Genomic DNA, 15,029 nt, shown 5'->3' with positions numbered 1-15,029 from the left:
TTCATTACCGATGTTGTTCCTCACGTATTGGAAGGTCAACGAGAGTATGCCGGTCGAAGACCGCAACGAGATTGCCATGGAACTCACTCGAGAGCAGCAGTTCCCGCCGGACGGTGTCGAACTCGTTCGGTGGGACGGGACACCTGATGGGTGGGGCATCGCGCTCATGGAGGCCGACGATTTTGCGGCCGTAAACAACGCACTAAATATGTGGCGTACCGCGGCCGGGACCTCCGCGTTCTTCGAGGAGACGAAGACGGCGCCAGCTGCCCCCACGGAAGACATCATCGCCCAGCAGGCAGCGATGCTCGAAGACTCACCGGCGGAGTAAACATCTGACGTTTTTGTAATAATATCTATAACTCGAATAGCTATAAGAATCGTGTTTTAACAATTAAAAATATTCCTATAAAGTGGATATAGGTGGGTGATAGTACTCTCCCGCTAATCTGAATACTGCCTGCGCGTCGAGGCCGACGCTGAGGGAAAATGTGTGAGTAAGAGGCTCTGTTGAAACCCTTGAGTAGTTACACGTTTGGACAGTAGTGTAACCGAATGCGGACTCTCCCGAAGTCACGGTTACTCGGATTTGTCGAGGAAGCATTTCAGTTAGCACAACGTGCTTTGGCTCGCTACTCCTCGAAGTTCTCGAAACAACGCTACACGCTCCATCAGCACATCGTTCTCATGTGTCTCAAAGTTCGGAAGGACACGACTTATCGAACACTCCTCGACGAACTCATCGAGATGCCCCGCGTTCGGAATGCGATCAACCTGACCGAACTTCCTGCCCCGTCAACGCTGTGCAAAGCGTTCGATAGACTCGATATGGCCGTCTGGCGAGTGTTGCTCAATCTCTCCGTTTCGTTGCTCCCGACCTACGGTGTTGCGGGGATCGACGCCTCGGGCTTCGACCGAAGTCACGCCTCGAAGCACTACACGAAACGGGCGAAACTGACGATTCAGCAACTGTAAGTCGCGCTCTTAGTCGATACGAAAGCAAACGCGATCTTCGATCTCCACATTACAACGACCCGAAAACACGATACGCAGTTCGCACCATCGCTCATCAACCGCAACGCATGTCTGAATAAGAGGATATAAACAGAGCCGGATTAGGTTACACCGGTCGCTTCGAGCACGCTTGTTATCGACAGTCCCTGGAGGATCATGCTTGCGACGACAACACCAAACACCGCCGTTCTGAGCTGACCTCCGAAGGGGATGGCCGGTCCGAGACTGAGCGCGAGGGCGATCGGTATCACGCCGTGCATTCCACCCCAGATTATAACGTGCTGGTAGCTTACGGGAACGGGGTCCTCGATCACTTGGTTCAGGAGATTCATGATTCCGTAGATTACGCCAGCACGGACACCGATCAGGAGGACTAACGTAGTTAGCACGATTGGAAGAGTACTGAGCACTTGTCTCGACGATACCTCGATGCCGATGGCGACGAACAACATCGTTTCGAGCAGGAAGACGATGCTCTCCCAAATCCCCACCAGAAACTCAAGATTCTCCTCGGTCAGTGCGTACTTTCTGGACAACGTCCCCAAGATGAGGCCTGTAACTACCGTGGCGAGAATGCCACTTACGTGAAGCACGTGTTCCGCGACGTAAAAACCCCCGTAGACCGCCATGAACGATATCATGAAAAGATTCGCTTGGTCATTCGTTGCCCGTTGCATTCGGTACGTGGCGTATCCAATACCGATTCCGACGAGAGTTCCGCCGAGACTCACAATGAGGAAATCGATCACGAACGCCCCCACCTGGTCTAACGAGAAGAGTCCCGTTCCGGTAAGTTCCGTGGGGCTAGCATCTCGTACGAGTGCTAACAACGCCGAGAACACAACGATCGCAAGACCATCATCGAGAAGGCTCTCTCCCTCGACAAGAACCGCCAGTCGTGGTGGAACTCCCGCTTCCTCAAACAGTGAGAGGACAGCAACGGGATCGATCGGATAGGCCATCGCTCCGAACAGGAGCATGATTAACAGCGGCATTTCGAAGAGCTTCGTCCCGAGCCAGCCGATCGCTGTGATGGCGACGGGGAGCCCGACAAGAACGGTTATGACAGTGATCAGAAAATTTTGTCGAAATCTCTCGTGGTCAATCTCCGCAGCGCCAAGGAACACGATCGCGGGCAGAAATATGAACAGAATCGCGTCATGCGTAAAGAGGGGGTCGAGGTTGAACCCGAGGTACGTCTGAAGAGGAAAAACCGACAACATGAATCCGACTGTGACAAGTAAAACGGTGTATGGGAGCAAGGTTCGGTTTGCCAGAACCCGAACGCCGATAGCAATGGCGAAGGAGACAAGCACCCCCAAGACGACAGCGGTTGTCTCGACCATGAAGTATTTGAACTCTACTGTACCACTGGAATCTCGATTCGCTTGAATGGTATGGCCAAGAAGGAATGGTAGGGACGCCTCTGTAGTGGCCGGCTGTTCTACTGGAATAGCTGTCTCAAGAAGAGGGTTTCAACAGAGCCGAGTAAGACAAATTACGAGACCATATACTGGGTACCGTCCCCACTCGCAACGTAGGCCGTGCCACCCACCAACGATGACTCCGTCGAAACCCTCGACCCGTGATGGGTTTCAGAGTCAGTGGCAGGTTGAAGCGACAACTGAGGAAAGTAACAATCTCGGGAGAAGTGCAACGTGGTCGACTGCCGCCACGACTCCTCGCTCGTCGTCGGTCTGACCCGACGACCCGAGGGCTTACCAATCCGGCGCATACGGGTTGTCGTACTGGCGTTCTTCGCGGTCTATCGAGTCGATTTTACGCACGTCTTCGTCGTCTAGAGCCAGTTCGAGCGACTGCCAGTTGTCGCGGATGTGGTCTTCGCTCGCGGCTTTCGGAATCGAAGACACCCCTTTTTCCCGTAACCAGGCGAGACTCACTCGGGCCGCGCTCACGCCGTGTTTGTCGGCGATCTCCTGTAACTCGGGGACTTCGAACATCCGACCGTTACCGAGCGGAGCGTAGGCGACTAGATCCATCCCGTGTCGCTCGCAGTATTCTCGCAGTTCCTCCTGCTGAAGTAGTGGGTGCATCTCGACCTGGACGGCCGAAATCGGCACGTCAGACACGTCACGGGCCTCGTCGATCAACTCCGGGGTCATGTTGCAAACGCCGAGGTGGTCGAACGCTCCTTCTTCGTCGAGGCGCTCACAGGCCTCGAAGGTCTCCGCAGGGTCGTACTCTCCGCCTGGCCAGTGGACGCCGTAAAAGAGATCCACCGAGTCGACGCCGAGGCGTTCCAAGCAGGCGCGTCCGTTCTGGACGATGCTCTCGGTCGCGTAGTCGTCGGTGAACTTCGGATGCAGGACTTTCGTCGCGAGGAAGACGTCCTCGCGCGGGATGCTACTGGCGGCTATGCTCTCACCGACTGCCTCCTCGTTCCCGTACGCTTCCGCGGTGTCTACGTGTCGATACCCCACCTCCAGGGCCGTCTGTACGCTCTCGGTACACTGATCCCAGTCGTCGTTCCGGTACGTGCCGAGGCCGAGATCTGGGACGTCGATAGGTTCTCCCCCCACCATACCTGCCTAGTCAATCAGTAACACATCGAAAAAAGATTGCGGGTGCGGAAGTGACGTGACGGTATCTACCGATCAGATACCGTTACGATTCGTTCGTAGTCGTCTCCTCTTGGAGGCAGGGAAAGTCCTCCGGGCTCGGCGTCTCTCCCTGCGGCCACGCTTCCAACGCGGCGTCCGGTGGATAGTGAAGGTTGCCGTTGTCGTCCCAACCCCAACCCGCTTCCTCCAGAAGTTGTCTCGCGCGTTCGACGTTTGCTGACTCTTCTCCGACTTGCGTTAGCACGTCCGGGTTGTGCCACGGATGGTCGTTCGAGTTGAAGGTCGCTTGCGTAACGATCTCTGACTCCCCGAAGGCGTACGTCTCGTTCAGCGCCTGCCGATCGATGAGGTGAGACAGTGCCAGCCGGAACTCGTGGAACTGTCCCGGTCCGTAGGACGCCTGCGGCATGACACCGAACGGGAGGTGTGCCTTCCCGGTGATAATCTGGACGCTGTCCCCCATGCTCTCCTCCAGTTGCTGGCCCGCTTCGGGATGAAGCGCCACCGCGAGGTTGAGTTCTCCCTCCTCGAACGCCCGAACGACGGTGTCGGTGCTCTCGAACAACTGGAAGAGAATCTGCGCGTTGGGGCTGAAGACGGGATGGCCGTCGTGGGGCTCCAGCGCCATGTTCTCCTGGTTGGTGTACGACGTGATTCGGTACGGCCCGGCCCCGATCATCGGGTCGTCGAAGTCCGTCGGGTTCTCTTCGATCCCGGCTTCGACGTACGGGGCTCTCGGCAGGACACCGTAAATCGAGAGGCTCGCCGTCAGCAGCGTCGGGGCCGGGTCGTCGGTGTTGAAGGCGACGGTGCTATCGTCGACGATCTCGACGGTCAGGCTCTCCGGAAGCGACGTCAACTGGTAGTTCCCCGCGTGGAACTGCTCGCGCAGGAACTCGTACGTCCACTTCACATCCTCCGGCGTGACCGGGTCGCCGTTGTGGAAGGTCGCCTCGCGCAGATTGAACGTCGTGGTCGTCCCGTCGTCCGACGTTTCCCAGTCTTCTGCCAGTACCGGTATCAACTCCCAGTCGGAGTTGTACATGAGCAGCGGAGAGTGGGTCAGACTCGTGTACAGGTTGAACGAGTCCGTGTCCGAAACGGTCGGGTAGAAGCTACTGGTCAGATGCTCGGACGGTAAGTTCGCGACGACCGCGTCCGTCCCGCTCGTCGTGTTCACTCCTGCTTCGACAAGTGCGGGCCAGTGAGTGTCACTCAACCCTGCCGCTCCGGTCTCGATCGGTTCGAGCTGATCGGTGTTGATGGCGGCCGTCGTCGGCCGTTCGATGGTGGGGACGAACGGTGCGTCCTCGGAGAACACCGACATCGCCTCGTCGACCACGGCTTGGCGTTCTTCCCGATCGCCGATCGTCGCCTGTTCGTCAGCGAGTTCGGAGAACTCGCAGTTGGCGTAGTTAGACATATTATACCGACCGTTGGCCCCGGCGTTCTCGATGCTGTAGCTTTGCAGGAGTTCGTCTGGATCCAGCCGACCGGGCGAGGGCCCGTGGCTGTTGACTGCGATGTGGAACGCGCGCGTGTCGTTCGAGACCTCGTCGATTCCTTCACCGGTCGTCATCGGCTCGGTCTCCATCTGGAACCCGAGTTCGCCGCTGTTGGCCTGGATGTTCGCGATCGTCTCCTCGAACAACACCGTCGGTGGGCCCTGATCCGACCAGTACTGGAACGTGAGCGTCGGAACCCGTTCACCGAGTTCTTGCGCCTCCCGCTCGACTGCGCCGGTGTCCTCGGCCATCCCCCCTTTGCTGTACCCCGCTAGCCCCGCGGTCGTCGCGACCCCGATGGTCTGTAACACCCGACGTCTGTTGACGCTCGACGACCGTTGTTTGTCATTTGTTGCCATATACCAAGGTTATTTGACCACTCAGGTCAGCAAAGCTGTTCCGGTCGGATGACATTCGGTGAAAAACTAATCCTTCAACGCAATAAGAATGGAATATAAAACGCTATCGGTGGAATATTCCTAAACTCTGTTTCGAGTTTCGTCTCGGCTACTCCTTTTCGCCCTCGACTGAGACTCGCGGATCGATAACTCCGTAGAGGAGGTCCACGAGGAAGTTCCCGAGGATGATCCAAATCGCCGCGACCAGGAAGACGAACTGGATAACCGGGAAGTCGCGCGCGAGGACGGAGTCCACGAGGAGCCGCCCGATACCGGGCCAGTTGAACACGATCTCGACCAGTACGAGTCCGCTAACCGCAGTGGCCAGTGATATGGGGTAGAGCGTGACAACGGGGAGACACGCATGCCGAATCAGCTTCCGCAGTAGCGCCAATTTCGGCAGTCCTTTCAGTCGATGATAGTGGAGGAAATCCTGACCGCTGACTTCCACGACGCTGTTGCGCATGATGAGAGTCGGATACTGCATGAAGTACAGCGTTATCGTCGTGAAGGGGAGCGCGTAGTGCATCCAGAACTCCTTCAAAAAGAACATCTTCCAAGTCGGCTCGTCCTGCATGAGAATCGACGTTTGGGTAGACAGCATCCCCGACGTGGGGAAGATGTGCAGGGTCTGGGAGAACCCCGCGATCAACAAGATTCCAAGAAAGAACTCGGGAACCGAGTGGAATATCGACACCCCGATGATGCTCGATTTCTCCAGCGGGCCGCCGCGGCGCTTCCCGATTACCGCTCCTAACACGGTTCCGATGATGTACGTCGCGGTGATCGCTGGCGCGACGAGTATGAACGAGTGGATGATACGGGGCCGAACGAGTTCCCAGACGTCCTGACCGAACCTGAACGACTCGCCCACGTCCGCCGTCAGGAGGTTCTGGATGTATCTGAAGTACTGTTCGTACAGCGGTGCGTTCAACCCCCACTTCTCGTGTAGCACCGCTATCTGTTCTTGGTCCATCCCCTGTTGTACGAGTAGCGACGTGTAGTCACCAGGCATGGCTCGAAAGAAGAGGAACAGGCCCGACGCGACGAGGAATATCAACACGACGGTGACGACCGTCCGCTTGGCGAAGTACCGGAGTCGACTCATGGGGCGTCACCGTCCGTGACTCGTACCGCGAGTGGCGAGTGCGTACAGCGTGCTCGTTTCGAATCCGAATCGGCGTCTCCTCGGCGGTTCACCCCGCCGGCCATCGTTTTCGTGGTAATTGTTCTCATTGTGCTTACTCCGTCGGATGATCGTAGTACAGATGACAGGCGACCGTGTGGTCTCCTCGATCTTCCAGGTCGATGTCGTACGGCCGTTCGTCGCAGACGTCCATTCGCTCCGGACACCGAGTCTTGAATCGACAGCCCTCGGGCATGTTGATCGGGTCTCCCGGCTCTCCCTTCAGTCGAGTTCGTTCCCGCTCGTAGTGCGGGTCCGGTATCGGAATCGACTGTATCAACGCCTGCGTGTACGGGTGTTTCGGGTTCCTGATGAGCTCCTTCGTCGGTGCCTGTTCGATGATACGACCGAGATACATCACGTTGACTTTGTCACAGACGTAGGACACCGTCGAGAGGTCGTGGGAGATGTAGATGATCGACACGCCGAAGTCGTCCGTGAGTTCGTTCAGGAGCCGCAGTATCTCCGCCTGCGTCGAGACGTCCAGCATCGATGCGGGTTCGTCCGCGAGTATGACGTCCGGTTCGGTAACGAGTGCTCTCGCTATCGATACTCGCTGTTTTTCACCCCCGGAGAGTTGGTCCGGGAATCGGTCGAGGTACTTCTCGGGCGGAGTCAACCCGACGGTGTCTAGCATCTCCTCGATTCGCTCGTCGTCGTACGCAATGTCGTGAATCTCGAGCGGTTCGGACACCGCTCGACGGACGCTAAACTTCGGATCGAGCGAATTGAACGGGTCCTGGAAGACGATCTGGACGTGTCGCCGAAAGTCCTTCCAGTCTTCGTCGGTGAACTCCGAAATCGGCTGACCGCGGAAGAAAATTCCTCCATCGGTCGGTCTGTAGAGACCGATTATGGTGCGAAGGAGCGTCGTCTTTCCGCATCCACTTTCACCGATAACTCCTTGGACCTGATTCTCTTCGAGTTCGAGATTCACGTCGTCGACAGCCCGGACCAAGGACGGTCCCTCGCCCAGTAACGTACGTTTGAGCGTGTCGTAGATTCCCGTCGACGTGTCGAAGTGTTTCTCCAGCGACCGGAGTTCCAGCACAGGCGTCTGTCTACTCGTGGTCTCTTCCTCGGTGTCACTTATCGACCGTCCTTCAGGGTTGCTCATAGACCATCCTCCAGTACGTTCGATACGTCGGCGGTCGATTCGAGGTGGTCAGACGCGAGCTCGTCCATCTCGTCGGCTCGAATGCACCACGCACGATGGGCCTCGTTTCCGTCGATCGTCTTCGCCGGTGGTGCACCCGCGTAGCAATCCGAGATGGCCCACGGACAACGATCGGCGAAGGTACAGTAGTCCGGCTTCTCCGTGAGCTGTGGAGGATGACCCTCGATGATAGCAAGTTCACGATCCGGATACCGGATATCTGGAAAGGCGTTCTGCAACAGAATCGCGTACGGGTGTCTCGGTCGGTCGAAGACGTCGGTGACGCTGCCCGCTTCCGCGATCTGGCCACCGTGCATCACGGCCATCGAATCACAGTTCTCGAACACGACCGAGATGTCGTGCGTGATGAGGAGCATACTGATGTCCCAGTCGTCTTTCAGTCGATTGATGTGATCCAGAATCTGGTCTTGCATGATTACGTCGAGCGCGGTCGTCGGCTCGTCGGCGATTATCAAACTCGGACGCAGAAAGAGGGCGAACGCGATGATGGTCCGCTGTTGCATTCCGCCGGAGAACTGATGGGGATAGTCGTGAATCCGCGACTCCGGAATCCCGACAACGTCGAACAGTTCACGGAGTCGGTCCACGGCTTCCGTTTTCCCCAGATCCGTGTGGTACTTCGCCATTTCGATGGCCTGATCGCTCAGTTTCATAACGGGGTCCAAGCTGTTCATCGACGACTGGGGAATGACCGAGACCTCTTTCCACCGGAGTTCCTCGTTGAACTGGGACTCGGAGAAGTTCTGTATTTCCTGTCCTTCGAACGTTATCGTGCCGGAAACGACTTCTCCGTTGTCGTCTAACCCGCCCACGATGGCGTCAGCGATCGTGCTCTTCCCGCATCCGCTCTCCCCGACGAGTCCGAAGTAATCGTGTTCTTCGATGGAGAACGTCGCGTCGTTGACCGCGTGGACGTCTTCGTCTCCCCGCGTCCGGTACTTTATGCTCACGTCCTCGAATTCGAGGATAGGTTCGGTCATTGGTTACACCACCACGTCGTCGTCACCGCTCGTCTGTTCGTAGCCTCGTCCGAGAAGATACAGTGACAGAACGGTCAGTGAAATCATGATTCCCGGCGGCAACGACCACCACCAGGCGTCGGCTATGCGTCCGGAGTTGTGAACGTTCCTGAGCATGATCCCCCACGACGGAATGAACGGATCCGTCACGCCGATGAACGAGAGTCCGGCCTGTTCGATGATCGCTAAGCCCACACCCATGGCAAAGAACAGGGCCGCCATGTTCGCGATGTTCGGGAGGATGTGTTTCGTGATGATCCACCTCGTGCTTGCGCCCGATGCCTTGGCCGCCATGATGTAGGGTCGCTGTTTTATCTGTAACACCTGCGAGCGGAGCACGCGTGCGATAAATCGCCACAACACCAGTCCGAGCACGGCTATCGTAGTGTAGAACCCCGTACCGAAGAACGTGATGAGGACGATGGCGAAGGGGATGAACGGGATTCCGTACATGAAGTCGACGAACCGCATGAGTAAACTCTCGGTCTTCCCCCCTACGTATCCGGCAGTCACTCCGACGAAGACGCCGATAGAGAGCATGATCGAACCTGCGAGGAGGCCGGTGACGACGGTGTATCGCGCGCCGGTCATCAGCCGAGAGAGTACGTCTTCACCGCGATTGTTGGTTCCCAACGGGTGTTCCAGAGATGGTTGCGCGTAGCGTTTTAGCTCGCCATCTGCAGTGCGTTGCTGGACGTTGTACTGATACGGGGCCAGTTCCGGACCGACGATTCCCAGGAGAAGTATAAAGAGTAACACGACGAAGGCGAACTTGGTGATTCGCTCCCGCAGTAACCGCTTGAGAGTGTTCGTGACGATAGTTCCAAAATCGCTTTCTGTAACGCTAGCTATTCTGCTTGTTACACTCATCTATAACTTTTGTTCGCACTCGTTATCCGTTTCCCCGTTCACGGAACGCGTCTGGAATTTCACCACCGACCCCCTTATGTGTGAGGTGATAACAATTCACGCATATTATTAAGATTTTCGGTGCAGACGACCTCGTTCTCTGAGATTTACGACTAGACCGCCGGATCGTCAGAAGTTCGATAATCAGTTCCGAAGCTCACTCACGAATTCGACCGAGCTCGGTCGTAATGACGTCCGTATCGTGTGCGCCGTAGAGCCTCGTCTCGACCCTCCCGTCGACCATAAAGAGCATCGCTGGTCCGGCAGTCACGTCGTACTCCCGAGCCAGAAACGCTTGGTGGTCCGGACCGTAAACGGAGAGCGGCAGTACCCCTTTCGTGTGGTCGAATATCGACTCGAGTCGGCGCTTCAGCGTGTCGCACGGTGGACAGTCGTCGAGCCAGACGTACACGAGAACCGGTGAATAGATCACTGCGAGCTCTGGCAGTTGGTCGCCGGGTACCGGCACGAACGACTCCGGACTCCCGTCGGTGTCGACGTCGTTCGCTCGAAAGAGTCGTAGTACGGGGAGCAGCGTTAGCTCGTCCGCTTTCGATCGTGTGTTCAGGTGGTCGCGGAGAGCACGCAGTTCTGCAACTGTCCGTGGATCTTTCTCTCCGAGTCGAACGAGCGGCTCGACGACTCGCTCCTCGTCGACGTACTCACTAACGAGACGAGCGAGTTCCTCCCGAGACGAGTCCGCTATCTCCCCCCGATAGTCGTCCACCGACGACTCGAACGATGGAGACAGCGACACGGTGTCGCCCGCTTCTACGAGTATCCCACTGGAGAAAAGCAGTTCGGCCCCCTGGTCGCTTCCCATGCCACTCAACACCACGGATGCCGACAAAAGGATTATCGATGGAGTAGCTCTCGGAGCGTTCGCGAAACACCCACTAACGCCTAGAATACCATCACCGAGGTTCGTCAGGTAGACTCGGACCGTGTTCTGACTGCCGGGAAGCGATCACGTGGACTCAGTCCGAGTTCGCGCGTAGCTTCTCGTACCGCGACCCAAGGACTGTCCGCACAGACGCAATCTCGTCACCGATACGCAGCAGTCGGTACCCCGCTTCGATCGCAGATTCGGCGTCGGAGGTGTCGTCGGTAACCCATCCCGCGGTGACGCCCGCGTCGAGACACGCGTCTCGGGCCTTCTCCATCGCCCGTCGAACGTCCGGGTGATCCTTCTCTAGGGAGTGGCCGAGCGAGATCGAGAGGTCCGCGGGACCGACGAAAGCGAAGTCGAGTCCGGGTACCGCCACTACCTCGTCGACGTTGTCGACCGCGGACTTCGTCTCTATCATGCACCCGACGGACACCGTTTCGTCGTGGTCCGAAGGGTCGACGGTCGAGACGTCGCCCCACGAGCTGTCTCTTCCCGCGCCGCCGCCGTACGTCCCCGGTTCGTCCTCGTAGACGAACCGTGATGCCCGAACCGCTCGACGGACGTCTGACGGCGATTCGATGCGAGGAATCAGGATCGTCTTGACGCCAGCGTCGAGCACTTTGCGAACGACAGGCGGTTCGCCGGACGGAAGTCGAACGAGGAGGTCGATTCCCGACGCGTCGGCCGCCCGCGTTAGCTCTTCGAGATATCGGCTGTCGTACGGACTCCGGCCCGTATGCTCGAGGTCTATCCACGCGAAATCCAGTCCCAGGCCCCCGTACACTTCGACGATCGCGGGATCCGTCGTCGAGACTCTGGCACCTAGCACGGCTCGCTCCTCGTCGAGGAGGTCGCCGAGATGTCGGCGTTCACCCATAGCCCCATCAATCCGGATAGAGTATTCAATATTGGGGACAGTCGGTCCGCAGGCCGAATATGTGTGTTATTACCTAACAAATACGTCTAAGGAGCCAAGACTGCGGAATTTACCGGGTTACTAATCTTTTTAGCCGAATCAGTCAGAGTATCACCTCGCCATGCAACGAGTTCGATTCCGGGACCCTGCCGGTTCGGTCCGTCTCGGAGAGTGGAGGGACGGGGAGGTCGTGTTCTCGAACCGACGATACGGCGTCGACGACGTGACGATACTGCCCCCAGTGGAACCGAGCAAAATCGTCTGCATCGGGCTGAACTATGCCGACCACGCCGAAGAGACCGATTCCGAAATCCCCGACCGTCCGCTGCTGTTCCTCAAAGCGCCCAACACACTCGCCGGTCACGGCGATACGATTACGCTTCCACAGGACAAAGAACGAATCGATCACGAAGCCGAACTGGGCGTCGTCATCGGCGAGCAGTGCCGGAACGTTCCGGCCGACCGAGCCGACGAGGTCATCGCGGGATACACGTGCGTCAACGACCTGTCGAATCGGGACGACCAGCGCCAGGAGCAAAACTGGGTCCGCGGGAAGTCGTTCGACAACGCCGCACCGATAGGCCCCGTCGTTGCGTCGCCCGACCGGGTTCCGGATGACGCCTCGATCGAACTGCGTCAAAACGGCGAACGCAAACAGCATTCGACTATCGACAACCTCATCTTCTCCGTCCCAGAACTCGTCGCAGAAATCACGAAACTCGTCACGCTCGAACGTGGTGACGTCATCGCGACGGGAACCACGTCGGGCGTCGGTCCAATAAGCGACGGCGACGTCATCGAGGTCGAAATTGAAGGAATCGGCACGCTCCGCAACGAGTTCGTCGCAAAAGAGTTCAGTGGAGAGGTAGAGCAGAACTTCATGCCCGACCAGTAGCTCGAACTCCGCACTGGTACGTGTACGAGTTTCGCCGACCGACTCCCCGTGAGGGTTACGTATTGCCGGGACGCGGTGCGTTCTCGTACTCGACCATCTTCTTGGGGTTGTCAGAGATAGTCTCGTAGATCCGTTGATGCGTCTCCTCCGCCTCGAGGAGGTTGTATTCGTCGACGGAACGTCGCTCTCCTCCACTGCCCGCTCCGCGGTCAGTTCGTGTTCGTAGTACGAGTACGGAATGTCCTCGATACCGACGATGGAAATGTAGACGAAGTTCGAGACGCTGGCGTCGGCCGCTGCGTCGAGCGGTCGGTTTGTTCCGTCCACGTCGACTGCCTCGGTATCACCGAGTGGCGAACTGGCAGTATGAATGACGACGTCGACGTCCGTGAGGGCCTCTTGGACACCAGTCCCGTCTGCTAAATCCATCCGTCTCCACTCCACCTCGTCGCCCGTCGGTGGCGAGCGACTCGTGGCGAGGACCTCGTGATTCTCGTCCCGCAATCTAGACAACAGCGTCTGGCCAAGCGTCCCCGTCCCACCGGTGACGAGCGTCCGGACAGTTGTGATCATGTCACTATAGACATCTAGGATTACCGATATTGTTTGCCTGCGTAAATAGAGGCCGTGGCGGAGCGACAGGACAGTGCTGGACAACTACCGAAGCCGGGTGAAGCCCGCTCCGCTACAAGTAACGAAGGACGGAGTAATAGGGCAAAAATACACTCACCAACCGGCCCTGCCCGAATTAGTTCGCCCGAGTACCTATGGGGGGAGATACGCCAGTTTCGTAGTGATGGAGTCCAACATCGATGTCTCCGACCAGTCTTACGCCCAACGGCGAGAACACGTGTTCGACCATCTCGACGAGGCTGACCCCGACGAAACTGTAGTCTTCACTGCTGACAGAGACGTCTACCCTTCACTCTGCCAGTACCGCATCAAACGCGACACCGAACTCGACTGGCAAACCGAACAGACGGGACCCGACAGTTGGGGAACTCGCGTGACGAAAACGGAAGCCTCCCCCGGCCCGGGGCTACCGGAGTTCGACGTTCGAGAAATGCCGCCTCAGCGGCGACACACGGTACTCACCGACACGTTCGAGCAACTCGACCCCGACGAGGGGTTCGTACTCGTCAACGACCACGACCCGAAACCGCTGTACCACGAACTCCGGTCGACACACGGGGACGTAATCGACTGGGAGTACGCGAGCCGGGACCCGAGCGAGTGGCGCGTCGAGATCGTCAAGACGGATACGAGCACAACTGACGTGGAAAGCGACGTCGAAGCGACGTTCGACGTTCGCGAGATTCCGAAGAAGGACCGTCACCCGACGATTCACCATCGATACGGGAATCTCGGACGGGGGCGAGACGATGGAACTGATCGCACCCCACGAGCCCCGACCGCTGCATCAGGAGTTCCGCCAACAATACGGTGATTCGTTTTCGTGGGACGTCCGCGAACGGGCGGCCGGCCGGTGCCGAGTCCGAATTACCAAAGAATCAGGGCCGGCAGACCAGACGGACGACGGCAGCGACGATACGCTGGAAGTCACGACCGAACTGGACGTACGTGACCTCCCGCCCGCCCAACGCCACGAGCAGATATTCGAAGCCTACGAACAGTTAGAGAGCGGTGAGGCGTTCGTACTGGTAAACGATCACGATCCAGAGCCACTCTACCACCAGTTCGAGGCCGAAACAGGCCCCGAATTCCGCTGGAACTACCGCCTGAAGGACCCTGGAGAGTTTCGAGTACGGATCGGAAAGACCGCGGTTACCGAGTCCGAGTCCACGTCGACTGGCAGTACTGAAACCCCGTTCTAACCCACGGACACCCAGACCCGTTTCCGAATCTGACGTCGCGGTCACCTCCCACCGCGAAGTCCTCGGTTGGTACGGGGACGCCTGTAGGTCCTGCTCCAGAAGGCGGCCGTCGTCCGACAGACGCGAAGAGAAGTAGATTCTTTGGGAACCGGTCGATAACTCGACCAGAGATCGGAACGACTGTGCGCTCACCGCGTTCGTGATGCTCGGACGCGCGATGTTCCACACGTACGAACTCGTCGTTTCGATATTCGTCGGAAACTGGCTCGATCGGTCCTCTACAGGCGGAGCAGGCCGAGTGCCTCGGGGTTTGACCCCGAGGCGGCTCACTCCGGCCCAGCGACGGATACGGTGGCTCGCCTCAGGCGCGTTCGATTTCGACGTGCCACTCGTCGGGCTTCGGATTGGTCGTCTCGTATTCGAATCCGCGCTGGGTGAGCACGTCGTACAGCGGTTCGGGCTCGAAACTGTTCACGAGTAGCAGCGACTCGTCGGTCGAGAGATCTTCGAGGGCGGCCATAATATCCTCGAACGGTTCACCGTCGATCTCTCGGACGTCGAGACTCTTGTCCGCCTTTTCCGGCTCTTCGAGGCTCATGCAGACGAGTACGCGGACGTAGTAACTATACGTTCTCCCGATGACGTTCGCACGAACGTTCCCGTCACGTTGGGACTTGGCAACTCTATCGTCGCAGGAATATATT

14 protein-coding genes and 2 pseudogenes are annotated in these 15,029 nt (G+C 58.0%); 5 read left to right on the top strand and 11 right to left on the bottom strand.

The annotated features are described in order from the left end of the window. Positions 1-10 precede the first annotated feature (10 nt). The gene (locus tag E2484_RS13795) at positions 11-331 is read left to right on the top strand and encodes a DUF3303 domain-containing protein (protein ID WP_137285772.1); all 321 of its coding nucleotides are present in this window, start codon (positions 11-13) and stop codon (positions 329-331) included. A gap of 224 nt (positions 332-555) precedes the next feature. Next, positions 556-1,080 (top strand): annotated as a pseudogene (locus E2484_RS13790) (IS5/IS1182 family transposase); the annotation flags it as partial. 35 nt (positions 1,081-1,115) lie between these two features. Here the strand turns inward: E2484_RS13790 and E2484_RS13785 are convergent. The 9 genes from E2484_RS13785 to E2484_RS13745 all read right to left on the bottom strand — a co-directional run bounded on the left by E2484_RS13785 (position 1,116) and on the right by E2484_RS13745 (position 11,556). Next, complete coding sequence (locus E2484_RS13785) at positions 1,116-2,360, bottom strand: cation:proton antiporter (RefSeq protein ID WP_137285771.1); 1,245 nt, start codon at positions 2,358-2,360, stop codon at positions 1,116-1,118. Between the two features lie 372 nt (positions 2,361-2,732). Next, positions 2,733-3,557, bottom strand: coding sequence for an aldo/keto reductase (locus E2484_RS13780; RefSeq protein ID WP_137285770.1), 825 nt, complete (start codon positions 3,555-3,557; stop codon positions 2,733-2,735). 82 nt (positions 3,558-3,639) lie between these two features. After that, positions 3,640-5,460: an ABC transporter substrate-binding protein gene (locus E2484_RS13775; RefSeq protein ID WP_137285769.1), complete on the bottom strand. Its 1,821-nt coding sequence runs from the start codon at positions 5,458-5,460 to the stop codon at positions 3,640-3,642. Between the two features lie 148 nt (positions 5,461-5,608). Beyond that, positions 5,609-6,607: an ABC transporter permease gene (locus E2484_RS13770; RefSeq protein ID WP_137285768.1), complete on the bottom strand. Its 999-nt coding sequence runs from the start codon at positions 6,605-6,607 to the stop codon at positions 5,609-5,611. Positions 6,608-6,740: 133 nt separating this feature from the next. Next, a complete protein-coding gene (locus tag E2484_RS13765; protein WP_137285767.1) occupies positions 6,741-7,802 on the bottom strand; it encodes an ABC transporter ATP-binding protein in 1,062 nt (353 codons plus the stop codon). Beyond that, positions 7,799-8,842: an ABC transporter ATP-binding protein gene (locus tag E2484_RS13760; RefSeq protein WP_137285766.1), complete on the bottom strand. Its 1,044-nt coding sequence runs from the start codon at positions 8,840-8,842 to the stop codon at positions 7,799-7,801. Before E2484_RS13760 ends, E2484_RS13765 begins: the two co-directional genes overlap by 4 nt. Before the next feature lie 3 nt (positions 8,843-8,845). Next, positions 8,846-9,751 (bottom strand): ABC transporter permease, encoded by a 906-nt coding sequence (locus E2484_RS13755; RefSeq protein ID WP_137285765.1) that lies wholly within the window; start codon positions 9,749-9,751, stop codon positions 8,846-8,848. Between the two features lie 196 nt (positions 9,752-9,947). Next, positions 9,948-10,613, bottom strand: coding sequence for a thioredoxin family protein (locus E2484_RS13750; protein WP_137285764.1), 666 nt, complete (start codon positions 10,611-10,613; stop codon positions 9,948-9,950). 154 nt (positions 10,614-10,767) lie between these two features. Next, positions 10,768-11,556 carry an HpcH/HpaI aldolase family protein gene (locus E2484_RS13745; protein ID WP_137285763.1) on the bottom strand — a complete coding sequence of 263 codons (789 nt, stop codon included), beginning with the start codon at positions 11,554-11,556 and terminating at the stop codon, positions 10,768-10,770. Between the two features lie 160 nt (positions 11,557-11,716). On the opposite strand from E2484_RS13745, the gene E2484_RS13740 reads away from it, so the two are divergent. Continuing rightward, complete coding sequence (locus E2484_RS13740) at positions 11,717-12,490, top strand: fumarylacetoacetate hydrolase family protein (RefSeq protein WP_137285949.1); 774 nt, start codon at positions 11,717-11,719, stop codon at positions 12,488-12,490. A gap of 237 nt (positions 12,491-12,727) precedes the next feature. Here E2484_RS13740 and E2484_RS13730 read toward each other — a convergent pair. Next, positions 12,728-13,063: pseudogene (locus E2484_RS13730) on the bottom strand (SDR family oxidoreductase); the annotation flags it as partial. Between the two features lie 223 nt (positions 13,064-13,286). Here E2484_RS13730 and E2484_RS25650 point away from each other — a divergent pair. Next, complete coding sequence (locus tag E2484_RS25650) at positions 13,287-13,937, top strand: DUF2249 domain-containing protein (protein WP_321112623.1); 651 nt, start codon at positions 13,287-13,289, stop codon at positions 13,935-13,937. Continuing rightward, positions 13,873-14,325: a DUF2249 domain-containing protein gene (locus E2484_RS25645; RefSeq protein WP_321112622.1), complete on the top strand. Its 453-nt coding sequence runs from the start codon at positions 13,873-13,875 to the stop codon at positions 14,323-14,325. Before E2484_RS25650 ends, E2484_RS25645 begins: the two co-directional genes overlap by 65 nt. 361 nt (positions 14,326-14,686) lie before the next feature. On the opposite strand, the gene E2484_RS13720 is transcribed toward E2484_RS25645, so the two are convergent. Continuing rightward, positions 14,687-14,923, bottom strand: coding sequence for a DUF2249 domain-containing protein (locus tag E2484_RS13720; RefSeq protein WP_137285762.1), 237 nt, complete (start codon positions 14,921-14,923; stop codon positions 14,687-14,689). Positions 14,924-15,029 lie beyond the last annotated feature (106 nt).

Origin of the sequence: Halorussus salinisoli, assembly GCA_005239435.1 — an archaeon.
GTDB lineage: Archaea > Halobacteriota > Halobacteria > Halobacteriales > Haladaptataceae > Halorussus > Halorussus salinisoli.
This window is presented reverse-complemented; position numbering and strand designations above follow the sequence as displayed.